Raw genomic sequence first — 24,059 nt, 5'->3', positions numbered from 1 at the left:
CAAAACGGGCTATTATTCGCCATCTGACCGTCGATCTGTCGGTCCGGATTCCGGACCGCCCCCCTTTCCCTTCCTGACACCGAACAGTTCATTTGGGCCGCAAGGAACCACTGAGTGCTTAGACGGAAGCCGCAGCTCAAGCATGAGGTACTCTGACTCCTTGAACAGTCAGCTTCAAAGGAGCGATCGTTCCATCGCTATTATATTCGACGTCGCAGATCACGCTCCGGCGGAAGAACGGGGACGTATTCTTCTGCGAATGATCATTGCACGCAAAGAACCATCGTCCGCGCCATTCGAAGAAGGAGCCGTGCCGATCGAAATTCAGCCAATTTTTCGGCCGGAATGTTGGCGCGTGCGCCCCCCGCATAGCACTATCGTCGCGGAAAGCATCATCGACATTCTCGGGAAACAACAGCGCGCCCTTACATGCAAACGGCCCGTAAGGCGTTGTACCCACGGCGTAATAGCTGCCCCATGACAGATAATAGAGCGCACCCCTGCGATGCAGGAACGGCTTGTCGTCGGTCGCCCCCTTGCCATAAGGGCCTTCCTTGTCCGTGACCTGAAGGCGCCGAGGCGTCTCGGCAAGGGATATCATATCCTCGTTCAGGCGAGCGATGTAATAGTTGAACGTCCCGAACACGATGTAGCTGGTGCCATCAGGCTCTTGAAGGATACCCGGATCGCGGGATTCGGTCGGCACCTGTCCCTTGGCAATCAGTGGCTTCCCGAGCGGATCGCGCCAAGGTCCAGCAGGCTTGTTGCTGACGACGACGCCGATATTTTCGGGGCCCATCGAGAAATAGAGATAATATTTGCCGTTTCGGCGTATGGCGTCGGTAGCCCAGCACTGGGTGCTAGGCTTGCCGAAATAGGTTTGCTCAGGCCGAAGAATTCCCTTCATCTGCCAATCCACCAAATCATCGCTTCGCCAGATTTGCCAGTCGTTCATGGTGAAGTCGGTGTTTGAGGGACTGGCGTCATGCGTTGCGTAAAGCCAGGCGACATCGTCGTAGATGCGTATCTGCGGATCGCACACGCCCGCAGGCAAACGAAGAGGATTGCCCGTAAAAGCTGGACGTGAGCGGCCATGACGCGTCTTGGCTATGCCTGGCAGGCTCCAGGCCGCTCCTGCCATCATGGGCAGGATGCATGCTTCGCGACGGGACAGCTTCATGATCGAATCCCCTATATTTATGCTTGGCAGGTCTTAACCGAACGCTGTCGTATCGTTACTCGAGCGGAGGCATTCATCCGATCTGGCGCGCATATTTGCGCAAGAGATAGGAGGGCGTGCAACTCCATGCATGACAGAAGCTGTTCACATGGAAGTCGTTGTACGGCGCTACGCGCGGATTGTCCGGCGCATAGGCTTCCCAGAACGTGTCGGCTCCGGCCTTCAGCATGCCACCCCAATAGGCCCGCATCATCTTCATGGCCTCCGAATTTTGACCGGCAACGAACAGGGCCTCCGTGACATAGTGGGTCAGGTAAGGGGTGCGTGACTGAACGACGTCGGGGTGGCGAAGCGCATTAAGGAGTGCGGCGGACTGCATCTTGCGGGTGCCGACGCCTGCAAGGGTCATCCACGCCTGAGACGCCATGGATATCTGTCGCTTGCTGCCGCTGATGAAAAGCTTCAGCTCCGGGGACCAGAAGGCCTTTATCGCCGCCGCCTCCGCGCGGGCGATCTTATCGGGGAAATCGCTGACGTCTGCCTGACGACCGAGCTTTTCGGCCAGCGTCATCACATGTTTCAAGGCATAGATGTAGATGGCGTAGAGCGCCGCGTCGCGGTTAAGCTGCGGATTCCAGTCGACGAAGGTCAAGATGCCCTTCGGGAGCCTCACCGAACCATCTTCGCCGAACATGTCACCGACGAGGCGAACTTGCCTGAGGGCAGCGTCCCAAAGCTCAAGACCGAACGCAACATCGTTGGTGGCGGCGACATAATCGGCCAGAGTGACCGAAAAGAGCGCGCTGTAATCCATCATGAATTCAGGCGCCTGCATGGGGCGCGGATATTCGAAGATGTTGGCCGGCAGCATGCCATCCTCGCGCGGGAAGGCCGCGAGGAGATACAGGCAGCGTTTTACAAGATCATTGTTGGGAAAGGTCTCATAGCTCGTCAGTGCCTGCAGCCGCAGATCGCCCGTCCACAAGCGCTGATCCCGCCGCGGGCCATCCTCGAACACGGTCTGCATGCAGTCGCGCAGGGTCGCGGCGGCCACGCGGTCCATCTCATGCAGGTCGGCGGGCAATCGCTTCGGAAGAGCGGGCACCGTCCCCGTGGCCGATGTCAGGGCATGCGCCCGGACATTACGAAACGCGATCTTGCGCCCGATCGGCAGCCCGAGAAGTTCGATCTTCACGAAACGAAAGGCGTAGCGCCTCGGCAGGCGGACAGATGAAGGGACAATGTCTATTGTCACGATCTCTTCGGGAAGCCAGCTTTCGGACAGCCATCCTTTATAGGGGTAGAAAGGCTCTGCTACATCGGGGATGACTTCACCGAAGGTGAAGCGGAGCCGGACAGGCGCGCCGATCGGTTCGCCGATACTCTCGATGTCGAAGGACAGGTGGCCGGCGCGATGCCCCCCAAAGTCGATGATGAGGGTGTCGCCTTTCTTCTTCAGCACGCGGGATGCGATGGCGTCTGCGTCTCCGGCTTCCTCGATCCGCCAGCCCAGCGCCTGTGCCGCGTCCTTCACGGGACTTACCAAGCCGAGCGGCGTCTGAACAAACTCGTTAAGTCTCGGCTTTAATTGCTCGGCCTTCTCCAGGAAGGAACGTTCAGCGGATGAGGCCGATGGGATCGGTTGCGCGGACACCGACACGGGGGCCAAAGCCATCGCTACCGCACCATGGGGCACAGCCGATAACAGGTTTCGCCGCGTTACCTCCGTCATAACCCTCAACTTTCATCCCTTTTGATCAAGCCAGATCAACTTCTATTGGTATGTCAGAACCATATGCACACAGCAGCTAGCTGACGATGAGCTTCCAACGCCTGTTATTATTCGATCGGTCCGATAGCTATGGACGAACCTCGCGGTGGTTCATGGCGGCATGTGCGGTCTGAACTGTGTCTCCAGCGTCATGAGCAAGTTCGACCCGATAGTCTCCTTTTCGGACGATCCATTTCTGCGATTTTTGATCGAACTCCCCGATCAGCCGGGGATCCGCGGTGACGGTCACCAGCGTCGACTTTCCGGCTTCCAGATAGGGTTTGCTCCACCCGATCAGGCGCTTGGTTCGTCCCGGCGGCGTCACATAGACCTGCGGAACGTCTGCCCCATCGCGACTCCCGATATTGGTTACCCGAAACGTCACTTTGAGTTGGCGTCCGCCTGTCGCCTTCAGCCTGTCATAGCGGAATGCCGAATAGCTCAGGCCATAACCAAAGGGATACAGCGGCTTGGCCCCGATCTTTTCGAACCAGCGATAGCCGATGTCGGAGCCTTCCGGATATTCGAGGTCGAACGGCATCCGGTCTGCCTGAAAGCCGAACGCCCGGCGAACCTCGGCATTGGCGCGTGGCACATTGGAACCGGGAAGGACGGGCAGCGGCAGTTGCTCCAGTCCTGCGGGCCAGGTCACGGGCAGATGACCCGAGGGGTTAACCTGTCCGGAGAGAACCGCCGCTATGGCCGCCCCGCCCCTTTGGCCCGGATACCATGCAGCCACAATGGCGGGCACTTTTGAAGCCCAGGGCATAAGAACAGGGTTGCCGGTTTCCAGGACGACGACGCTGCGGGGATTGGCGGCAGCCACCGCGTCGATCAGTGCGTCCTGGCCCTCACCGAGCGACAAATCAGCGTTGTCGTCCGACTCATTCGACCATTTCTCGGCAAACAGGATCGCCACATCGGCCTTGCGCGCCAGTTCGGCTGCAGCAGTGACATCCTTGCCATCAGCATAGTCCACTTGCGCGTTCGGAAAAGCGCTGCGCAAGGCTGCCAAAGGCGCGGTTCCACCGTAACTGCGTTTTATCGGACCTTTATGCAGAACTTCGAGAGCGAAGCCCCCGACCGGCACGACCTGCGAAGAGCCGCCCCCGGACAGAACGCCGATATCTGCATGGCCACCGATGACGGCGATGCGCTTTGCCGTGCGGGCGAGAGGCAGGAGATTTCCTTCATTCCGCAGCAGCACCATGCCGCCTTCGGCTGCGGCCTGGGCGATGTCTGCGTGCGCATCATAGTCGATTGCGCTTTGAACCGGCGGAGCGTCTACAAGTCCGCTGGCAAAGAATGTACGCAGTATCCGGCGCACGGCAGTGTCGACGGCGGCATAGGGGATGGTGCCGTCTGCGAGTTTTGGCTCCAGTTCCTTGCTGAAGAAGAGCTTGGTGTCGATATTGCCGCCTGACTTCTTGTCCAGGCCCTTGACCAGTGCTTCGGTCGAGTGGACCGCGCCCCAATCGGACATGACAAAGCCCTTATATCCCCAATCCCGCCTTAACACGTCCAGAAGCAGGAACTTGTCTTCGCAGGCATAGACGCCGTTAACACGATTGTAGGAGCACATGACCGAACCGGGCTTTCCGAACTCGATCGCGATTTGGAACGCGAGCAGCTCGGTTTCCCGCATGGCCGGTTCGCTGATCTTGACCGAGTAGACGGCCCGGCCTGTTTCCTGATTGTTGAGAGCGAAATGCTTGACCGTCGAAATGATCTTGTTGCTCTGAATACCAGCAATAGATCGGCCAGCGAGCACGCCCGTGAGTAGTGGGTCTTCGCTTATATATTCAAAGTTGCGACCCGCGCGCGGGTCTCGGATCAGGTTTGCACCCCCTCCCAGGAGGATGCCGAAACCGCTGGCGCGCGCTTCCGATCCGATCATTGCGCCGCCCCGGAAGGCCAGGTCAGGGTCCCACGATGAGCCTAAAAGCAGCGAAGCTGGCAAAGCCGTTGCGACAAATCCCTTTCGCATGTTCCCGATATTCGCAACGCCCAGGCTGGCATCGGTCTCCTTGACTGCGGGAATGCCCAGGCGCGGCACGCCGAGCGGGTCGGCGTTCAGGATCGCAATCTTTTCCTGATGCGTCATAGCGGCAAGCGCTGCGTCGGCTCGCACGTCCGGCGAAAGATCGGGGTTGGACCATCGACCGCTTATCACGGTCTTTGCCTCGACCGCCTTGCCCTGATCCTGTGCGTACAGAATATCTTGCGCATTTAGAGAAGCAGGGTGGAGAAACAGCATCGTTACAAAAGCGATGTAGCGCCCTGAGGGCCAACGCGGGGAGCAGGATTCCCCGCCGCCGTTCCGGCGTCGCATGTCCCGCACGATGTTCGCAGGCCTGTAAACCCTTTGTCCAACGGCCAAGCTTCCCTCTCCTTCTGTCATCGCCCCGGGAAACTTCAGGCTCCCGGCGGCACTGCTTGTACAGCCGTCAGCAGCTCCCCAGCTTCCATCATCTAAATCGAACGGTATCGTACAGATACTGAGGTTTGTTGGTCAGTGTCAAGCCACGGGCAGGAAAGCATATGGCGTGAAATATATGTCGAGATCACGGCTTTATCGTTGGGTTCGCCTGCATTGCGCTCCACACCGCGTTTACGCAGATCAGCACCCTGTAAATGCACTGACGCACCGCCAGCCGCTGCGGATTTCACCAGCTGCTGCCGGCACGGACGCGTATTTGGCAGGACCTGATCAACCCCGCGATGTGCGAGCCAATCGTTCGATAGCCTTAAAAATGCGTGGCAGTTGAGCGTCGAGATAATCCGAACGCTCCTTCTCATTCGATATGGCCCCTGTGCACATGGCACACCCAATCAGCATATCAACAATGCTGTTAGCAGTGTCTTGTGCATCATTATGGTCCGTCATCCCTTGGGCCGTCAGCAATTGGGCCAGACGTGCAATGGCCCAGCGCAAGCCGCTGCGCACCCGCTCGGCAAGATCCGCAAACCGGCCATCCTCTCCACGCAAGATACGGCTCATCGCAATGCCGTCGGGCGTGAGCAATACGCCCAAGCTCAGTTCGGCGAATGCCTGGACGGGGTCTTGGAATCGTGAATCGCTCGACAGGCGGTTTTCGGAGATCCACCGCTCCAGCCGTCGCTCTAATGCCCCTCGGAACAGCGCCTCCTTGCTGGGATATCGTGTGTAGATGGTACGTTTGCTCATTCTCTCCATGGCAGCAATTGCGTCATAGCTAACGTTAGCGAATCCGCCGTCCACATATAGTTGCCAGACTCTCCGGAGTAGTCGCTCCTCGATCGCGACAGCCTCTTGCGTCGTGGGACGGCCCGTGCGGGCCGTATTCTCTCGCGCCATCTTAGCCTCCTTGCGTCGACGTCAAGGATATCTCCTAGCATCACACCGAGTTGAATGATAATGCAACGATGCGTTACCATTAGTTGGTGGGGAGGATGGATGATGGTCAGGGTCGCCTTCGGGCTTTTCATGGCGGGCGTGGCCGCAAGCGCGCAGGCCGCACCGTTCGAACCCGGCGCTGCCAAGGCCAAGGTGGAGCAGATTCTCTCTGGTGAACTGGCGCGTCTGGATGCTCTCTACAGGGACATTCACCGGCATCCCGAACTCGCCTTTGAGGAGAAGGTCACCGCCGCGAGACTGGCAAACGAGATTAAGGCCGCGGGGTTTACCGTCACGCAGGGCGTCGGCGGAACCGGCGTGGTGGCTGTGCTGAAGAATGGCGCAGGTCCAACCGTGCTAGTCCGTACTGAGCTCGATGCCCTGCCCATGGCGGAACGCACCGGACTTCCCTATGCCAGCAGCACCGTCGCTCTTTGGCAGGGCCGCGAAACACCCGTGGCCCACAGTTGCGGTCATGACGTCCACATGGCGGCCTGGGTGGGCGCGGCCCGCGCGCTCGCCGCGTTGAAGGACGAGTGGTCCGGAACGCTGGTCTTCATCGGTCAGCCGGCCGAGGAAACCACGAGTGGTGCGCAGGCGATGCTCAAGGACGATTTCATTCGCCGCTTCGGCAAGCCGGATTATGCTTTCGCGCTCCATGTGAGCCCGGCTCCGGCGGGAACGGTGCTCTATCGCTCGGGGCCGATGAGTTCGACCTCCGACGCGCTGGAGATCGTTTTTCACGGCCGAGGCGGGCATGGTTCCGCTCCTGCCGCGACCATCGATCCCGTCCTCATGGCCGCGCGCTTCACGGTCGATGTGCAGAGTGTCATTAGCCGGGAAAAGGCGCCTGAGGCCTTTGGCGTGGTGACCGTCGGTGCGATCGTTGCCGGAGACGCAGGCAATGTAATTCCTGACGAAGCCGTGGTCCGCGGCACCATTCGGAGCCAGGACGATGCCGTGCGCACCAAGTTGCTGGCTGGCATCCGCCGCACCGCCCAGGCCGTGTCCGACATGGCCGGCGCGCCAGCAGCGACCGTGACCATTACGCCAGGCGGCAAGATGGTCATAAACGATCCGGCCCTGAGCGAGCGCACCGAAGCAGTTTTCAAACAGGCGTTCGGCAAGAGTGCCCAGCCGTTTCCGATCATCATGTCCGGTTCTGAGGATTTCTCTGAATTCGTGAATCTCGGAGTGCCCTCGGTCTATTTCCTGATCGGCGGCCTGGAACCAGCCTTTTTTGCCAGCGCGATCAAGTCGGGTCATCTGCCGATCAATCATTCTCCGGATTTCGCCCCCGAGCCGGAGCCCACCATCCGCACAGGCGCAACCGCGATGGCGCTCGCCATCATGAATGTAGCGCGACCCGCCGGTCGGTAACGCTTAGGAACCAGAGCGTCAGAATAGCTGCCTCGGGCGCGGCCCATAGAGCGCTGAATGAGGTGAGCGCTGCTCACTTCAATGATTCCATCGATTAATTCGGCAGCGTGCAAGGCGGCATGACGCGCGGCAAGGGTTTCTTCCCGCCGGCGGGGCGTACCACAGCGAAGGCCATCAGCATGCTAGGGCCTGCGCCTCTACCTCGCCTTGGTGAAGCATATACTCGGCGACCACGTCACCTTCGCCATGCTGGATGATGCCAAAGGGATAATCACCCCCAGCTTGACTTATCCCCATCCGTTTCCTATGCGTTCTTCATACGTTCTATGGAGGACAGGCGGAGATGTTGACGTCAAAGCAGCAGGAATTGCTCAGCTTCATTCATAACCGGCTGGAGGAAGGCGGCGTTTCGCCTTCGTTCGAGGAGATGAAGGAAGCGCTCGACCTGCGTTCCAAATCCGGCATTCATCGGCTGATCAACGCCTTGGAAGAACGTGGTTTCATCCGGCGCCTGCCCAATCGGGCGCGCGCGCTGGAAGTGGTGAAGCTGCCCGACGCGCTCAGCCGGGCTGCCGTGACTGCGGCACCGCCGCCGCGGAAGGCCGCCCCCGCGATCTTGCCGATCGCGGCGAACGATGTAGTCGAAATTCCCCTGCATGGCCGGATCGCGGCCGGTGTGCCGATCGAGGCGATGGAGGGCCATGCCATGCTGTCCGTTCCTGCGGCGCTGCTTGGCTCGGGCGACCACTATGCCCTCGAAGTGTCCGGCGACTCGATGGTCGAGGCGGGTATATTGGACGGCGACTTCGCACTCATCCAGCGTACCGATGTCGCACGCGAGGGCCAGATCGTTGTCGCACTGATCGACGACAATGAAGCGACGCTCAAATATTTCCGGCGCGAAGGCCCCAAGGTGCGGCTCGATCCGGCCAATAGCGCCTATGAAGCGCAGATATATGATCCCCGGCAGGTCCGTATCCAGGGCAAGCTGGCGGGATTGCTGCGCCGCTACAACTAACGCAGCCGTTGCGCGGATGGGCGCCGCGGGGAGCGATCGGTCCATGGATGCGCGTCACCTGCGGTGCGCACCGTTCGTATAGCGCCGTTATCCAGGTCGATGGCGATGCCGCCGGTTCGCGCGAGCAGACGACGGTCGATCCGTAACCAGCGTGGGCGGCACCAGCGCGGCAGGGCGCGATCGGCGATGACGATGTCGGCCCGCGCACAGGCGGGCGCCAGCAGCGAATAATCGACCATCATGGCGCTGCGAGTCGCGAGCAGATGCCAGGACCGTCCACCCCGGTTCATCCGCACGGCGCAAAGGTCGGTCGAGCAGCGGGCCTGCGGCAGAGTGGCGAGCGAGTCCATCGCGCCGTCGAAGCCCGCATTTTCACTCAGCGTGTCACGGACATAATCACCCGCCCGTTCGCGCAGGATCGCCATGCCCCGGTCCGTTCGTATCGCTACATGCCGACCATCGCCCGTCACCAGCAGGTCGGGGGGCGACAATGATAGAAGGATTACGGTTGCCCCGATCACCGGCACCATGCCCAACCAGCGCCAGCGCGTACGCCAGAGCAGGCACCATAATATGCCGGCCATGATCGTCGCGAACAATGGCGACGGCATGGCAGGCAGCAGCAGCGACGCGAGCGGGCTGGCGGCGACGCCGTGCGCCAGACGGAGCAGCAGGTCTAGCGCCGTGCCTGCCACCCACCAGGCGGGGGCGCCGAGTCCGACCAGGTCGAGCAGCAATGCCAGAACCTCCGCGGGCATGATGACAAAGGTCGTCAGCGGGATGGCGATCAGATTGGCGAAGGCGCCGAGCATTCCCGCCTTGTGAAAATGAAACAGTGCGATGGGCATCAGCACCAGTTCGACCACGACGCCAGTCGCCAGCATCACCGCCAGCACCCGCCCCGCCTTGCGCAATGGATGCTCGTCGCGCGCGGCCGCGAAGGTGCGGAACCGGGGATGCTCCGCCAGCGCCACGATGGCGGTGACTGCGGCGAAACTCATCTGAAAGCTCGGCCCGACCAAAGTTTCAGGCCAGCACAGCAGGACGAGGATCGCGCCCACGGCCACCAACCGCAGGGTGATCGCGTCGCGCCCGAGCGCCAGCCCGCCCAGCACGAGCAAGGCCGCGATGCAGGATCGGATGGTCGGCACTTCAGCGCCCGTCAGCAAGGTGTAGCCGACCCCGGCAAGCGCACCGCCACCGGCCGCCAACAGCAGCAGCGGCCAGTCGAGCGCTGCGCGACGGCTGAGCGCCGACAGGCGCAAGACCAGAACCATCACGGCGCCGATCAGGGCGGTGACGTGCAATCCGCTGATCGAGAGCAGATGCGCCAGCCCGCTGCGGCGCATCGCGTCGGCATCCTCATCGGGAATCCCGCCCTGGTCACCCGTCGCCAGCGCAGCGGCAATACCGCCGGCAGGACCGTCCAGCCGGCCGAGCACATGGCCGAACAAGGCCGCGCGCAGCGACGGAGATGCCGTAGAGGGCCGCAGCACCATGATCGGCGGCAGGGCCCGCCCGGTCGCGCCGATACCGTCGAAATAGGCGCGCGCGGCGAAGTCATAGGCGCCGGGCACAGCCGGTGGCGCGGGCGGCATCAACCGGACGCGGAACCGGATGATGCTCCCCTTCCCCAGTCCGGCCGGGATCGCGGCGTCGTCGATATTCACGCGGATCAAGCGCGGCAAGCCGGGCGCATCGGCGGGGCGAACCATCGCCCGTACCATCGCCTGCGCCAGCATGGCCCGCACGCCGGCCACTTCCCCTGTCACGGTCAAGAACTGTGCATTCCGAAGGGGCGCCTGCCCCAGCAGGCTCGCCTTCCCCCATACAAGGCCGCAGCCAAGACAGGCCAGCAGGCCGCCGGCAATCAGCGCCCGGCGCGACCGCGCGCCGGACGGCAGCAACATGCCCGCGCAGGCGAGCGCCAGCATCGTGCTGCAAAAGGCGAGCCAGGCCATCGGCGCAGGCAGGAAGAACCACGCGGCCACGCCTGCTCCCATCGGCACGGGAACCCATAGGGCAAGCTGTTCGCGCTCCGCCTCCAGCCACTGTTCCAAGGCGGCGAACGAGGCCAGCACGGTCCTGCCGGCCCTGGTCACAAGGGACGTTTGTCGTGGCTCAAAAGCCATGCTAGGGGGCGTCGCATTCATCGGGTTATCAGGACGAATGTCAGGGAATATGACGGCAAGCGCAACGGGAATGAACAAGCAGGTGGTGACCCGTTTCGCCCCGTCCCCTACCGGCTTTCTGCATATCGGGGGCGCCCGCACGGCGCTGTTCAACTGGTTGTTCGCGCGTCACCATGGCGGCAAGTTCCTGCTGCGCGTAGAAGACACCGACCGCGCAAGATCGACCGACGCCGCGGTCGCTGCAATTTTCGACGGGCTGGACTGGCTGGGCCTGCTGGGCGACGAAGAACCCGTGTTCCAGTTCGCCCGAACGGCCCGCCATGCGGAGGTGGCTCACCAGCTTCTGGCCCAGGGCGACGCATATAAATGCTTCGCCACCCCTGAGGAGTTGGCCGCCCTGCGCGAGGCCCAGCGCGCGGCCAGGCAGCCGATGCGCTATGACGGCCGCTGGCGCGACCGGGCACCGGACGAGGCTCCGGCGGGCGCACCCTTCGTCATCCGTCTAAAGGCACCGCGCGAAGGGGAAACCGTAATCGACGATGCGGTGCAGGGCCGCGTCGTCGTGCAGAATGCCGAACTGGACGACATGATCCTGCTCCGGTCGGACGGCACACCGACCTATATGCTGGCGGTCGTGGTCGACGACCATGACATGGGCGTGACCCATGTCATCCGGGGCGACGACCATCTGAACAATGCCTTTCGCCAGTTGGGCATCATCAAGGCGATGGGTTGGGACGAGCCGGTCTACGCCCATATTCCGCTGATCCACGGAGCGGACGGAGCGAAATTGTCGAAGCGCCACGGTGCGCTGGGCGTCGACGCCTATCGCGACGAAATGGGCATGTTGCCCGAAGCGGTGCTCAACTATCTACTGCGGCTTGGTTGGGGTCATGGCGACGAAGAGACCATTTCCCGCGACCGTGCCGTCGAACTTTTCGACATCGACGGCGTCGGGCGGTCCCCTTCGCGCTTCGATTTCAAAAAGCTGGAAAATCTGAACGGCCATTATCTGCGCGAAGCCGACGATGCGCGCCTTGCCGCTCTGGTCAGCCCGCGCATCGGCCAGCGATTGGGCACGCAATTGTCCGACGAGGACATGGCGCTTTTGGAAACTGCGATGCCCCAGTTGAAGCCACGCGCCAAGACCCTTAACGAAATTGCGGAAGGTGGCGAATTTCTGTTCAAAAATTGCCCGCTGGATTTTGACGAAAAGGCGTCCGCTCTGCTAGACGACTCCGCGCGCGCGCTGCTGGCCAAGACAGCCGACGCTCTCTCACCCGTCCAGTCCTGGACGGTCGAAGCGATCGAGGACGTAATACGCCGCGTGGCAGAGGATGCCGGCCTGGGGCTGGGCAAAGTGGCGCAGCCTTTGCGGGCCGCGCTGACCGGCCGAACGGTCTCGCCGGGCATTTTCGATGTCCTCTTCCTGCTGGGGAAAGAGGAGAGCTTGGGACGACTGAACGATGTCGGGCACGCATCGGTCGGTTGATGGCATACAAGGAGAACAATATGTCGGACAACACAGCCAGTTTGAACGTGGGGGGAAACAGCTACGATTATGCCGTCATGGACGGTTCGGTCGGTCCCCAGGTCATCGACGTGCGCAAGCTCTACGCGAATACCGGTATGTTCACCTATGATCCCGGTTTCACCTCCACCGCCAGCTGCGAATCCGGCCTGACCTACATTGATGGCGACGAAGGCGTGCTGCTGCATCGCGGATATCCCATCGGCCAGCTTGCCGAACAGTCCAGCTTCATGGAAGTCAGCTATCTGCTGCTGAACGGCGAATTGCCGTCTAAGCAGGAACTGGACGAGTTTACCCACACCATTACGCGCCACACCATGGTGCATGAACAATTGACGACATTCTATCGCGGTTTTCGCCGCGATGCGCATCCGATGGCCATCATGTGCGGCGTCGTCGGCGCCCTGTCCGCCTTCTACCATGACTCGACGGACATCAACGATCCGGAACAGCGCAAGATCGCCAGCCACCGCCTGATCGCGAAGATGCCGACGATCGCGGCCATGGCCTATAAATATTCGGCCGGTCAGCCCTTTGTCTATCCGCGCAACGACCTGAGCTACACCGCAAATTTCCTGCGCATGACCTTTTCGGTACCGGCGGAGGAATATATTCCGGACCCGGTGGTGGTGGATGCGATGGACAAGATCTTCATCCTCCACGCCGACCATGAGCAGAACGCCTCGACTTCGACCGTGCGCCTTGCCGGTTCGTCCGGTGCCAACCCGTTCGCGTGCATCGCGGCCGGCATCGCGTGCCTTTGGGGCCCCGCCCATGGCGGAGCGAACGAAGCCGCCCTCAACATGCTGCACGAGATCGGCACGGTCGACCGCATTCCTGAATATATCGCCCGCGCGAAGAACAAGGACGATCCCTTCCGCCTGATGGGCTTTGGCCATCGCGTCTATAAAAATTACGATCCGCGCGCGACCGTCATGCAGAAGACCGCCAAGGATGTCCTCGAGAAACTGGGCGTCGACGATCCGATCTTCGACGTGGCGAAGGAACTGGAGCAGATCGCCCTTAACGATCCCTATTTCATCGAAAAGAAGCTGTATCCCAATGTCGACTTCTATTCGGGCGTGATCCTGTCGGCCATCGGCTTCCCGACCGAAATGTTCACCGTGCTTTTCGCCCTTGCCCGCACCGTGGGTTGGGTCGCACAGTGGAACGAGATGATTTCGGACCCGGCGCAGAAGATCGGCCGTCCGCGCCAACTCTACACCGGTCCGGTGCAGCGCGACTATGTTCCGGTCAGCGCGCGCTGATCGCTAGCGAACGAACGGAAAAGGCGCCCGGACCGGGCGCCTTTTTTTTCGTTCTCCGCATAAAAAACGGTCAGATCGCGGCCGGAAGCGTCAGGATGAAGCGGGCGCCCTCGCCCGGGGTTCCGCCGATGCGGATGTCCCCCTCCATCGCCCGCGCCAGACGTCGTGAAATATAAAGCCCAAGCCCGCTACCGCCCGAATCGTCGCGACCCAGCCGCTCGAACTTTTCGAATATGCGTTCCCGATCGGCCACCGCCACGCCGGGTCCCTGATCGATAACCATGATCCGCGCTTCGCCATGGTCACGTTCGGTGACGATCCGCACCTCGGTCCCGTCGGGCGAATAGCGCACGGCGTTGCCAATCAGGTTGACGAGGATTTGCAGCACCCGCCGAAACTCGCCGGTCGCAAGCACAGCCGCGTCTCCATCCGGCGCGATGACCCGAATATTCCTGTCGAGGGCCTTGACCGCCAGCAACCCCGCGGCGCGACGACCCAGGTCGGCCAGATCGACCTCTTCGGCGATCACGGCAAAATCCGGGCGGTCAATTGCCTGCAGGTCGGCCAAATCGTCCACCAAAGCCATCAAATGCCGCCCGGCCACGGCAATGTCCCGTGCATAACCGGCATAATCCTCGCGCAACGGCCCTTCCAGTTGCGCGCCGATCGTGTCGGCATTGGCAATGATGCGGCCGAGAGGCTGGCGCAGCGAGCGATCCAGGCGCTTGCCAAATTCCGCTGGATAGAGAGCGGCAGCAGGAGCGCTGTCCAGCGGCGCGAATACCAGCCGCTCGGTGGCGCAGGCCGCGCCGCGATAGCCGGTCAACTGGCCCGCGACGTCGAAGAGCGGAAAGCCGGACAATCGCACCGATTGCGTTGGTTCGGCCACCATTGCCGCAACCTGATCGCGAAAAGCGCGGCGCTGCGCGAGCGCACGCAGCATGGCCATGTCGCCTTCCGCATCGGGCCGCAATTCGAAATAGGCCGAAAAGCGGCTTCCCGGCGCCGGCGGGGCGGCGGGCAGCGCATCCTGTGCTCCGCCCGATCCTTCCGCTACCATTTCAAACCGCATCTGCGTGTCGACCTGCCAGATCCAGCCTTCGGCCAACGCGGCCAGATCGCTTTCCCGGCGCGCAGCGTCCGGCGGCACGACGGCCACCTGACGTTCCTGCCAGTCGATGATCGACAGGATCACGCCGTCATCATCAGCCCGCGCCCGCACCCACATATCGATGTCGCCGCGCATGGTAGCCGCTACGACGGGTCGCGAGACTGTCACGCCCAAGCGCAAGGCAAGCCGTCCGATCGCAGCCAACTGCGGCACGGCAAGCGGCGCCCCAAGGTCGCTGCCCGCCTCGCGCTGGAGCGTCAGCAAAGGGGGATCGGCGCTGAGCAGATGCCCGTCGGCGGAAAGCGCCGCGCGGATGACGACCGGGTGCGCAGGCATGTTCATCGCGCCGATGCACGCAGCAGATGATCGATCTTGTTGCGAAGCGCGGCCGGCGCACGCAGCGCGCTGACCGTCATGTCCGCAGCCTGTTCTTCAAGAGCGCCATAGCGCTCTGCCTCCGCGACGACGGCCGGGTCTGACAAGGCCGGGCGCACCGGCCGCAACGCGAGCAGAAGATGGCGGTAGTCGGCATCCGACCCGCCCAGCGCGCGGCAGAGCGCCGCGACCTGGGGCATTGGTCCTGCAATCAATATTTCGACGACCTGCTGCACCGACATGCGCAGCCGCCGTGCAGTCAGCGCCGCGAATATAAGGAAGCGGCGTCCGCCCAGCGCTTTGCCCAAAAGCTCGGGCGCATCCGCCCGCGCGCCCATGCGGCGCACGAGGCGTTCCGCCTGGATGATCGGGCTGACGCTTTCATCATGGTCGGCCAGCAGCGCCATTCCAGATCGTTCGAATGCGACGATCATCCCGTCGGCGGGCATGCCGACGGCGCGGCTCGCGCCGATGGCGAGGCACGCGGCGACAGTCCAGACGAGTTCCGCAAACTCTTCGGCAGGCAGGTCCGGTCGCATCGGCTGGGCATCCCCGCCGGGCGCGATCCATCGGGCCTCGGCCAGGCCAAGGGCGGTCATGGCCTCCCCGGCTTCCGGGTCATCGGGGCGCGGCAACCACTCGATGTCCTCCTCGCCCGCCGATTCCACATCGCGCTGCCCGAACTGGCGCAGCATCAGGCTCAATCCTGCGCGAACCTGCATATGCGCGAGCAGCGCCGGGCTGACCAGACTGGGCTGGGCGCGGATCGTCGCCCAGCATAGCGGCTCGGGCGAGGATTTGAGCGCCGTCGTCACTGTGGGCTCATGGTCTAGCGACACACGCATCGCCGTTTCGATGGCCGCGATGCATCCGCCGATATGCCGGCGCGTCTCCGCAATCAGGGCGTCGTGGCGCGCGCGCTCGTCGACCTCGAAAAACAGGGCCAGATCGATCGCATGTGCCACCGGCATGGCGGACATGCCCGCCATGACCCGCGCCATCGGCCAGCTGTCCGCCATCGTGGTTCCGGCAAGGCACGAAAAGGCGTTCATGCGCTGCAGCTTAATCGCACGTCGTTAAAATGCACTAAACCTTGCCGACCAATTGTCAGCCGTGACGGCGCAGGATGATGGCACCGAAAGAGGCTATCGCCACCAGCACCGCCACGCGGAATCCCGCGTCCAGCCACCCGGCCATGGCTGCCCCCGTCAGCAGCAGCAGCACCGTGCCGGGCGTCAGGATCATCCAGGCGCGCGCCGCGCCCGTTCGCCGCCACCGGTTCGCCACCACCAAGATGGCCAGCATAAGCGCCAGATCGACCGCCAACGGCGTGCCGCCAACCAGGACCAGGCCGATCAAAGCCATCAAGGGCGGCACCAGCGCGACCCAGTTCATCATGGGACTGCGCAGCGCCAGTTCGTCCAGCCTGTCGGCCGCTTCCGACAGCAGCAAGGCCAGCAGCAGAAGGCTGAAGCCCGACAGCGTCCAATGCAGTTCGACCGGAACGAGCGCTATCGCACCCACCGCGATCGCAGCGACCCGCACCTGCAGCGCCGGCACCTGCGCGCGCATCAGAATCGGCGCGATCCGGCGGGCCAGTGGCGCCAGCAGCAAATGTTCCACACCGCCGCGCGCATGGCCCGACTTCGTTCCGGCAGAAATCACCGCCTGCGCGACAAGGTCGGCCTGTTGCTGGCTGTCCACCAGCGCCACCCTGCCCTCCAGCAAATCGTCCTGAGGCACGGTGACACGACGCGCGCCCTTCTGCACCGCCGCCCGCACCAGGGTCAATGCCAGGTCCCAGTCCCCGATCATGTCCAGCGTGTCGAACAGCAAGGCGGGGCTGACCCGCACCAGACCGGCCCAGCGCTGACCCGAATCTATCCGTTCCAGCGGCGCACTGGCGCGGCTGTCGTCAGTGATCAGCAGCGCATCGCCCTGCATTTGCCCGAACGCATCGACATGCGCCTGTGCCACGATTGCCCCGTCGGCGATCAGCAATGCGTCCCTGTCCCTCGGCACATCGCGCACCATGGATACCATATCCCGGACCAATGCTACCGGGATACCATCCGCGCCCAACCGGTCTACCGCCTGTGACAGGACTGGCGTGATGACGCCGACGGCGATCAGCACATGGTCCGCGCCGGCCCGCACCGCCTGCCTCGCCTGATATTCCACCAGAGTCTGACCCGCGAAATGCAGGCCCGCGCGCAGGCCGCCCGACGAATCGCCGGTTGCGCGACTTGCGCTGAGGATGACGGAAAAACCCATTTCGTTACGTTGCCGACCCGGTCATGTTTGAGCCGACCTTTTCGCAAGGCCGGAGCCGTGACGCAAGCCGGGCCGGACAAGATCGATATTTCAGCTTTGCTCGATGCCCGAAAGCGCCGCGCGCAGGCGCCGCAATATGCGCGGATCGCCGGGCGCCGTCGTCGCGGCTTCGTCTGCCATGGCCATGAGAGCCGTCAGGCCGAAGCTGGCGGCCAGCCCCTTGAGCCGCCATGCCGCCAGTTGCCAGTTGGCATCGCAGCGCGCCCGACCCAGCAAGTCCACCTGCCGTTCGGCGCTTTCCATGAAGGCGATGCGCAGGTCCGCGATCAGCGCGCTATCGTCGCCAACCGCAGCGGCCAATGCCGCATCCAGAGCACCGGGATCGTATGACATGGAGACCAACGCTATCGGGCTTGCGTTAAGTTTTGGTAACAGGGCATTTGCCTTGGCAGAAAAGCTGTTAGGATGGCGGCATGACAGGGGGCAGCACAATCGTCGAGTTCTGGCGCGAGGACACAGGCGCGACTGGCAAAGACGCGCAGATGGACGACATATTGCTTTTGAAACAGGCGGTTCTCGACATCGGCGAGGAAGAAACAGGATCCGACCCGCACATCGGCGGCGGAAACGGACTTCGTATCGGCATTCTGGTCCTTGCACTCGCCTGGGTCGGCTTCTCACTCTGGTCGATGATCGCCTCGGACGCGCTGCGCGGCGGACCGGCGAGCTGGTCGGCGGCCATCGCAACAATATGCGCACCACTCATCCTGCTGGGCCTGGCGTACTTGATTTTCCTGCGGTCCAGCCGCGCCGAGTCGCACCGCTACCTGGAGACAGCGCGGGCGCTCCGGACGGAGGCGGACCTGCTGGAAATCCGGCTGGGCCGTATCGCCACCCAGCTCGAAACCGCCCGTCAGTCCATGCAGGATCAGGCGGAACTGCTGGACAGTTACGGTGCTGCCGCGAGCAGTAACATGGAGGCGTCGGCAGAATTGATCGCCGGCCGCGCGGAAATCACGGCAACGCGCGCCGAAGCGGCCGAACAGGCTGGCGCGGCGCTGATGGCGCGGATGGAAACGCTGGTCGCCTCGATACCGGAGATAGAGGATCGCACGGGCCGTATTGCGGCACAGATCATGGACAATGGCCATGCGCTGGCCGAACGGATCGACACGCTGGAAACCCGGTTGCACCGACTTGCCGAATTGTCCGACGATACCCGTGCACGCACATTGTCAGCCACCAAGAGCCTGTCGAGCCAGCTATCCCAGCTTCAGGAAAAGGCCCGCGCGGCTTCGGACGAAGTGAACGGTATGGCTGACATCGCAGCGGGTCGGATCGAAGCGACGGCCGCTGGCGCACGGCTGGCGATGGACGGCAGCCGCCAGGACATCGAAGCCCAGTCCGCGGCACTTGCCGCCATGGTCGATGCGGCTCAGGCCGGGGTTGCCAGCAGCAGCCAGAGCATCCGCGCCGCGTTGAACGAAGACCTGGAAGCGATGCAGGCGCAGGCGCGCGACAGGCTGGATATGCTCTTGCAATCCATCCGGTCGGCGATGACCGAAACCGATTCGGGCCTGACGCGCCGCGCCGAAGCGCTGGAAGGCCTGGTCAGCGCCGCGCAGACGGGCATCATGACGACCAGCGAGGACGTGATAGCCCGGCTCGGCGTCGATCTCGAATCGATCGAGGCGACGATTCGCCAACGGCTGGACGCGACGGTCGATCATGCCCAGGAAGCGCTCGCGATGGCCGATACGCGCCTGGCATCGCACGGCAAGGCGCTGGATGCACTTGTCGACCGGGCGCGAGACAGCCTGGACAACATGGGCGGGCAGACCGTCACCGGGTTCGCTGATGCAATTGGCGATGTGGAAAGCCGCCTTCATCACATTAACGAAATGGTGGAGGGCCAACGCAGTCTGATGACCGGACTGCACGAAAATCTGCAAGGCACCATCGGCGCCAGTGAAAGCCGCTTCGCCGCGCTGGAAGAAAGCGCGATGGCCCGCAGCGACCGGATGACACAGGCTCTGGCAGGCTTGGCTTCGGAAACGCAGCGCATCGATCAGGCCCTCGCGGCCGGCGGCATGACTGCCGAAAAGCTGATCGGTTGCGCGGAAACGCTGCTCTTAGCTCTCGATTCGAGCGTCCGCGAGCTGGACGAAACCTACCCTGCGGCGCTGGATCGGTTCGATGCCCGTCTCGACCAGAGCCGGGCGCTGCTGGGCAGCACGACGCCCGAGATGGAACGGCTGGAGGCGATTTCGGAAGCCCTGCTGGGTCGGACCGAGGAAGCGGAATCCATGCTGCGCGGACAGGGCAGCCGCTTGACCGAATGGCTGGAGAGCACCCAGAGCGGCCTGGAGGCCAATCGCGACCTGGTCAATCGCCTGCGCGACGCGCTGGATGCCGCGCATCAGGATGCGACCCGGATCACGGAAGGCGCGGGTCCGCTGCTCGTCACCGCCCTGCTGCGGGTCAAGGACACGGCTGAGCAGGCCGCGGAACGGGCCCGGCAGGCGCTGGGACGCGCTATTCCCGAGGCCGCTCAATCGCTTGCGGATGCCAGTGAGCGGGCCATGCGCGACGCCGTGGATGAACGGGTCACGGCACAACTCAATCAGATCACACAGGTCGCCGAAGAGGCCGTGAAAGCGGCCAACGCGGCATCGGAGCGGCTGACCCGACAATTGCTGACAATCGCCGACACGAGCGCCAGTGTCGAGCAGCGTATCGCGGAAGCGGATCGCGCGGCCGAGGATCGAGATCGCGATCATTTCGCGCGCCGTTCGGCATTGCTCATCGAATCGCTCAACAGCACCGCCATCGACGTTGCCAAGATCCTGTCGAACGATGTTACCGACTCTGCCTGGTCAGCCTATCTGAAGGGCGATCGCGGCGTGTTCACGCGCCGCGCCGTCAAGCTGCTGGATGCCGGGGAGTCGCGGGAGATCGCGCTCCATTACGATAATGAACCCGAATTCCGCGACCATGTGAACCGCTATATCCACGACTTCGAATCCATGCTGCGCATCATCCTGTCGGCGCGCGACGGCAATGCGCTGGGCGTCGCGGTGCTCTCGTCGGATATGGGCAAACTCTATGTCGCGCTGGCACAGGCAATCGAACGACTGCGCCAATAGCAGGGCCGCCCGTGGGGCGTTGGTCATCATCGGGTCAAAGGCAGTTGGGAATATGCGGCCGCGACGGCTGTCGCACCCGGCCCGTCATTCAACGTGTCGGATGGTAGCCCGGCAGCATGTCGACCGTCAGCCAGCCTTCGACATAATTGACATAGTAAAGTGCGAACAGCACGGCCGACAGGATCGTCGCGCGCAACACCACACGCCATGGCCGGAAATTGCTGGGAGCGCTGTCCGCCTGCCCCTTCATCAACTGCTCGCCGGTTTCATCGGGCGTGCGGATGCCGAAAGGCAGCATGATGAAGGCGCATACGACCCACATCAGGAAATAGATCGCAAAGACAGCGTACCAGTTCATGGCGCCTGACTAGGCGCGAATGAGCAGAACGTCCACCACCGGTTTCTTGCCGGTCCAGCGCGTCGCCGTGCGGCGCACGGCAAGGCGCACCCGCTCGCGCAGCGCTTCTTCGTCCTGCGACCCCTTCGGGACGACTCCGGCCGCTTCTTCGGCGGCCTCCGCCAGAAAAGCCGTCTTGTCTTCTTCCACCGGCACGCCTTGCGTCCTGAGCGCGGGCGCACCGATCAGCTTCCCCTTGCGGTCCAGGGCGACCGCAACGCTGATCTGCCCGTGAAGGCTGACCTTGCGCCTTTCATTCATGGTGCTGCCGTCCGCAGGCAGTATGACGTCACCATCCAGCACCAACCGCGCCGAATGTTCGTGGCCGATGATCTGCGGCTTGCCGGGTGCAAGGCGCAGCACGTCCCCGTTCGACTGGACGGGTGCATGGTCGATGCCGCTTGCCAGCCCCAGTCGCGCCTGTTCCGCCATGTGGCGCCGCTCCCCATGCACCGGCAGCAGGATTTGCGGCCTGATCCAGCGATACATTGCCTCCAGTTCGGGACGTCCCGGATGTCCGGACACATGGACTTCGGCCTGGCGGTCCGTGACCATCAGCACTCCGGCGGTAGCCAATGCGTTCTGGATACGACCGATCGCGATTTCGTTGCCGGGAATCTGCTTGGAGGAAAAGACGACCGTGTCACCCTGCGTCAGCTTGATGGGGTGACTGTCGAACGCGATGCGCGCCAGCGCGGCGCGGGTTTCCCCCTGCCCGCCGGTCGCGATGATCATGACATCGCGGCGCGGGAGCTTCATCGCATCGTCCCAATCGACGGTCGGCGGGAAATCCTTGAGGTAGCCCGCGGCCTTCGCCGTCGTGATGATCCGGTCGAGCGAACGGCCAGCGACGCAGAGCGTACGGCCGGTGGCGGCAGCGACCTCGCCCAGGGTCTGGAGCCGTGCCGCGTTCGACGCAAAGGTCGTCACGAGCACCCGGCCCTGCGCGTCGGCGACGGTCCGCATCAAGCCTTCGCGCACATCGCCTTCCGAGCCGCTGGCTTCGGAATTGAATACATTAGTGCTGTCGCACACCAGAGCCAGCACGCCATCGTCGCCGATCGCGGTCAGTTCCTGCGGCGTGGACGGGCGACCCAGCAACGGCCGCTCGTCCAGTTTCCAGTCGCCGGTGTGGAAGATGCGACCGTGCGGCGTATCGATCAGCACGGCATTGCCTTCCGGAATCGAATGCGCCAGCGGCACATAGCGGAAACCGAACGGCCCGAGTTCGAAGCTGCCCCCGTTCTCGATGACGTTCAGCTTGACGTCGCGGCTCAGTCCTTCCTCTTCCAGCTTCAGCCGAATCAGGCCCGCCGTGAAGGGCGTGGCATAAAGCGGCACGCCGAGATCCGCCGCCAGATACGGAATTGCCCCGATATGATCTTCATGCCCATGGGTCAGCACGATGCCCAGCAGATCATCCCGCCGTTCCTCTATGAAGCTCAGGTCGGGCAGTACCAGCTCTACGCCCGGATAGGCCGGATCGGCGAAGGTGAGACCCAGGTCGACCATCACCCATTTGCCCTGACAACCATAGAGGTTGACGTTCATGCCAATCTCTCCCGACCCACCCAGGGCCAGGAAGAGCAGCTCGTTTCCAGGCGTCATTATGTCGTCAAACTCCGTTCATACAGCAGCCCCAGTCCCTGAATGGTCAGGTCCGGCGCGATCGCGTCAAAAATATCACTGTTGTCGTCGAACAGAACGGCAAGGCCGCCTGTCGAAATCACTTTGGCGGGCCGGCCGATCTCCGCGCGGATGCGCGCCACGAGGCCCTCCATCATCGCAACATAACCCCAGAATACGCCGATATGCATCTGCGCTTCCGTGGTGCGTCCGATAACCGAACGGTTTTCCGGCGGCGCTATCGCAATCTTGGGCAGCTTGGCCGCAGCTGCGACGAGCGCGTCCAGCGACAGGTTGATGCCCGGCGCAATGATCCCGCCCTTGTAGGCGCCCGTATAGTCGACAACATCAAAGGTGGTGGCGGTCCCGAAATCTATGACGATCAGGTCGCCGTCATAGAGGTGGTGCGCGGCGATGGCATTTACAACGCGGTCCGCGCCGACCGACGCGGGTTCAGCGACGTCGAGTTCGATGCCCCATGGCGCCCCCGCCTGACCCGCGACCAGAGGCGCGGTCTTGAAATATTTTTCCGCGAGCACCTGGAGATTGTGAAGGGCGCGCGGCACCACCGTCGCGATGATCACCGCGTCGATATCGGCGATGGCGTATCCCTCCAGCATCAGCAGCTGGTTCAGCCAGACGGCATATTCGTCCGCGGTGCGTCGCGGATCGGTGGCGATGCGCCAGCGCGCGCGTATCTCCTGCCCTTGCAGCAGCGCGAAAACCACATTGGTATTGCCCGCATCGATGGCTAGCAGCATGATCCGTTCCTCAGCCCAGGATGATGTCGCCGGCGTGGATGGCACGGCTATCGCCGTTCGCCAAGCGCAGCATCAGCATACCGTGCCGATCCAGCGTGTCGAACTGCCCCTCCACGATCGCACCATCGGGCTGCACGACGCGCATCGCAGTGCCGCGAGGGTGCGCGTTGAGCAGCCAGTGCGCCAGGACGGGTTCCAGCCCCTGCGCGCGCCAGATCGCCAGCCAGTGCGCGAACAGCATCGCCAGTCGCTCCAGCAACGCACCGGCTTCCGCGTCGGCGGCACCTTGCGCGGCAAGGCTTGTCACCGGCCGATCCAGCCCGGCCGGGTGACCAGTCACGTTGATCCCGATGCCGATGACGATGCTGTCGCCCGTCCGCTCCAGCAGAATGCCGGCGATCTTGGCACCGTCGACCAGCACGTCGTTGGGCCATTTGATCCGCGCCTGCCCGGCACAGAGCGGCGCGATCAGCGCATGCACGGCATTGGCGGCAACCAGAGCGAGCGTATGCGGCTGCGGGTCGTCCAACCCGACGCGCACCAGCGTCGAACAGTGAAGATTGCCGGCAGGGCTTTCCCACGTCCGGCCCATCCGTCCGCGCCCCCCGGTCTGACGCGCCGCCCGCAGCCAGCTTCCCTCGGGCGCTCCCCGCTCCGCCAGCGCCTGCATGTCGGCGTTCGTGGAGCCGGTTTCCTCGACGAAGCGGATCAGC

At 63.1% G+C, this 24,059-nt stretch carries 18 protein-coding genes; 5 read left to right on the top strand and 13 right to left on the bottom strand.

Annotated features, from left to right (window positions below; genetic code table 11):
• Positions 1-136 precede the first annotated feature (136 nt).
• From J3E64_RS15645 to J3E64_RS15630, 4 genes are all read right to left on the bottom strand, one after another.
• A complete protein-coding gene (locus J3E64_RS15645; RefSeq protein ID WP_253343955.1) occupies positions 137-1,180 on the bottom strand; it encodes a family 43 glycosylhydrolase in 1,044 nt (347 codons plus the stop codon).
• A 73-nt stretch (positions 1,181-1,253) separates the two neighbouring features.
• A complete protein-coding gene (locus J3E64_RS20860) occupies positions 1,254-2,855 on the bottom strand; it encodes a hypothetical protein (protein ID WP_367398639.1) in 1,602 nt (533 codons plus the stop codon).
• Positions 2,856-3,039: 184 nt separating this feature from the next.
• Positions 3,040-5,208 (bottom strand): beta-glucosidase, encoded by a 2,169-nt coding sequence (locus J3E64_RS15635; protein ID WP_253343953.1) that lies wholly within the window; start codon positions 5,206-5,208, stop codon positions 3,040-3,042.
• Between the two features lie 453 nt (positions 5,209-5,661).
• Complete coding sequence (locus tag J3E64_RS15630; RefSeq protein WP_301287323.1) at positions 5,662-6,288, bottom strand: TetR/AcrR family transcriptional regulator; 627 nt, start codon at positions 6,286-6,288, stop codon at positions 5,662-5,664.
• Positions 6,289-6,387: 99 nt separating this feature from the next.
• Between J3E64_RS15630 and J3E64_RS15625 the strand changes: the two genes are divergently transcribed.
• The gene (locus tag J3E64_RS15625) at positions 6,388-7,707 is read left to right on the top strand and encodes an amidohydrolase (protein ID WP_253343951.1); all 1,320 of its coding nucleotides are present in this window, start codon (positions 6,388-6,390) and stop codon (positions 7,705-7,707) included.
• 343 nt (positions 7,708-8,050) lie between these two features.
• Positions 8,051-8,725, top strand: a complete 675-nt coding sequence (gene lexA, locus J3E64_RS15620) for a transcriptional repressor LexA (RefSeq protein ID WP_253343950.1) — start codon at positions 8,051-8,053, stop codon at positions 8,723-8,725.
• Here the strand turns inward: lexA and J3E64_RS15615 are convergent.
• Entirely contained in the window at positions 8,722-10,857 is a 2,136-nt protein-coding gene (locus tag J3E64_RS15615) for a ComEC/Rec2 family competence protein (protein ID WP_253343949.1), read from the bottom strand. The two genes, lexA and J3E64_RS15615, sit on opposite strands and share 4 nt — an antisense overlap.
• A gap of 49 nt (positions 10,858-10,906) precedes the next feature.
• On the opposite strand from J3E64_RS15615, the gene gltX reads away from it, so the two are divergent.
• Complete coding sequence (gene gltX / locus J3E64_RS15610; RefSeq protein WP_253343948.1) at positions 10,907-12,349, top strand: glutamate--tRNA ligase; 1,443 nt, start codon at positions 10,907-10,909, stop codon at positions 12,347-12,349.
• Positions 12,350-12,369: 20 nt separating this feature from the next.
• Positions 12,370-13,656, top strand: a complete 1,287-nt coding sequence (locus J3E64_RS15605) for a citrate synthase (protein WP_253343947.1) — start codon at positions 12,370-12,372, stop codon at positions 13,654-13,656.
• Positions 13,657-13,726: 70 nt separating this feature from the next.
• On the opposite strand, the gene J3E64_RS15600 is transcribed toward J3E64_RS15605, so the two are convergent.
• From J3E64_RS15600 to J3E64_RS15585, 4 genes are all read right to left on the bottom strand, one after another.
• Complete coding sequence (locus J3E64_RS15600; RefSeq protein WP_253343946.1) at positions 13,727-15,109, bottom strand: HAMP domain-containing sensor histidine kinase; 1,383 nt, start codon at positions 15,107-15,109, stop codon at positions 13,727-13,729.
• Entirely contained in the window at positions 15,106-16,194 is a 1,089-nt protein-coding gene (locus tag J3E64_RS15595) for a DUF2336 domain-containing protein (RefSeq protein WP_253343945.1), read from the bottom strand. Before J3E64_RS15595 ends, J3E64_RS15600 begins: the two co-directional genes overlap by 4 nt.
• A 55-nt stretch (positions 16,195-16,249) precedes the next feature.
• Complete coding sequence (locus J3E64_RS15590) at positions 16,250-17,416, bottom strand: hypothetical protein (protein ID WP_253343944.1); 1,167 nt, start codon at positions 17,414-17,416, stop codon at positions 16,250-16,252.
• A 90-nt stretch (positions 17,417-17,506) separates the two neighbouring features.
• Positions 17,507-17,809 (bottom strand): Hpt domain-containing protein, encoded by a 303-nt coding sequence (locus J3E64_RS15585; protein ID WP_253343943.1) that lies wholly within the window; start codon positions 17,807-17,809, stop codon positions 17,507-17,509.
• A gap of 80 nt (positions 17,810-17,889) precedes the next feature.
• On the opposite strand from J3E64_RS15585, the gene J3E64_RS15580 reads away from it, so the two are divergent.
• Positions 17,890-20,562 (top strand): hypothetical protein, encoded by a 2,673-nt coding sequence (locus tag J3E64_RS15580; RefSeq protein ID WP_253343942.1) that lies wholly within the window; start codon positions 17,890-17,892, stop codon positions 20,560-20,562.
• Positions 20,563-20,650: 88 nt separating this feature from the next.
• Here the strand turns inward: J3E64_RS15580 and J3E64_RS15575 are convergent, their stop codons facing one another.
• From J3E64_RS15575 to J3E64_RS15560, 4 genes are read right to left on the bottom strand one after another with little or no spacing between them, the layout of a single operon-like run.
• Positions 20,651-20,920, bottom strand: a complete 270-nt coding sequence (locus J3E64_RS15575) for a DUF1467 family protein (protein ID WP_253343941.1) — start codon at positions 20,918-20,920, stop codon at positions 20,651-20,653.
• A 9-nt stretch (positions 20,921-20,929) separates the two neighbouring features.
• Positions 20,930-22,567: a ribonuclease J gene (locus tag J3E64_RS15570; protein ID WP_253343940.1), complete on the bottom strand. Its 1,638-nt coding sequence runs from the start codon at positions 22,565-22,567 to the stop codon at positions 20,930-20,932.
• Positions 22,567-23,346, bottom strand: a complete 780-nt coding sequence (locus J3E64_RS15565; protein ID WP_253343939.1) for a type III pantothenate kinase — start codon at positions 23,344-23,346, stop codon at positions 22,567-22,569. The genes J3E64_RS15570 and J3E64_RS15565 overlap by 1 nt, the downstream gene beginning before the upstream one ends.
• 10 nt (positions 23,347-23,356) lie before the next feature.
• A complete protein-coding gene (locus tag J3E64_RS15560) occupies positions 23,357-24,058 on the bottom strand; it encodes a biotin--[acetyl-CoA-carboxylase] ligase (protein ID WP_301287331.1) in 702 nt (233 codons plus the stop codon).
• Between the last annotated feature and the right edge of the window lies 1 nt (position 24,059).

The sequence above is a fragment of the Sphingobium sp. OAS761 genome, assembly GCF_024168485.1.
Lineage (GTDB): Bacteria > Pseudomonadota > Alphaproteobacteria > Sphingomonadales > Sphingomonadaceae > Sphingobium.
The sequence above is the reverse complement of the archived record's forward strand: the minus strand, read 5'-3'. Positions and strand labels throughout refer to the sequence as shown.

Excerpts from the sequence above, each read along its gene's own strand:
- lexA (WP_253343950.1), top strand. The coding sequence starts at position 8,051 with ATGTTGACGTCAAAGCAGCAGGAATTGCTCAGCTTCATTCATAACCGG.
- J3E64_RS15570 (WP_253343940.1), bottom strand. The coding sequence starts at position 22,567 with ATGACGCCTGGAAACGAGCTGCTCTTCCTGGCCCTGGGTGGGTCGGGA.
- J3E64_RS15635 (WP_253343953.1), bottom strand. The coding sequence starts at position 5,208 with ATGCTGTTTCTCCACCCTGCTTCTCTAAATGCGCAAGATATTCTGTAC.
- J3E64_RS15595 (WP_253343945.1), bottom strand. The coding sequence starts at position 16,194 with ATGAACGCCTTTTCGTGCCTTGCCGGAACCACGATGGCGGACAGCTGG.
- J3E64_RS15605 (WP_253343947.1), top strand. The coding sequence starts at position 12,370 with ATGTCGGACAACACAGCCAGTTTGAACGTGGGGGGAAACAGCTACGAT.
- J3E64_RS15630 (WP_301287323.1), bottom strand. The coding sequence starts at position 6,288 with ATGGCGCGAGAGAATACGGCCCGCACGGGCCGTCCCACGACGCAAGAG.
- J3E64_RS15615 (WP_253343949.1), bottom strand. The coding sequence starts at position 10,857 with ATGGCTTTTGAGCCACGACAAACGTCCCTTGTGACCAGGGCCGGCAGG.
- J3E64_RS15600 (WP_253343946.1), bottom strand. The coding sequence starts at position 15,109 with ATGAACATGCCTGCGCACCCGGTCGTCATCCGCGCGGCGCTTTCCGCC.
- J3E64_RS15625 (WP_253343951.1), top strand. The coding sequence starts at position 6,388 with ATGATGGTCAGGGTCGCCTTCGGGCTTTTCATGGCGGGCGTGGCCGCA.
- gltX (WP_253343948.1), top strand. The coding sequence starts at position 10,907 with ATGACGGCAAGCGCAACGGGAATGAACAAGCAGGTGGTGACCCGTTTC.
- J3E64_RS15590 (WP_253343944.1), bottom strand. The coding sequence starts at position 17,416 with ATGGGTTTTTCCGTCATCCTCAGCGCAAGTCGCGCAACCGGCGATTCG.
- J3E64_RS20860 (WP_367398639.1), bottom strand. The coding sequence starts at position 2,855 with ATGGCTTTGGCCCCCGTGTCGGTGTCCGCGCAACCGATCCCATCGGCC.
- J3E64_RS15585 (WP_253343943.1), bottom strand. The coding sequence starts at position 17,809 with ATGTCATACGATCCCGGTGCTCTGGATGCGGCATTGGCCGCTGCGGTT.
- J3E64_RS15575 (WP_253343941.1), bottom strand. The coding sequence starts at position 20,920 with ATGAACTGGTACGCTGTCTTTGCGATCTATTTCCTGATGTGGGTCGTA.
- J3E64_RS15580 (WP_253343942.1), top strand. The coding sequence starts at position 17,890 with ATGACAGGGGGCAGCACAATCGTCGAGTTCTGGCGCGAGGACACAGGC.
- J3E64_RS15645 (WP_253343955.1), bottom strand. The coding sequence starts at position 1,180 with ATGAAGCTGTCCCGTCGCGAAGCATGCATCCTGCCCATGATGGCAGGA.
- J3E64_RS15565 (WP_253343939.1), bottom strand. The coding sequence starts at position 23,346 with ATGCTGCTAGCCATCGATGCGGGCAATACCAATGTGGTTTTCGCGCTG.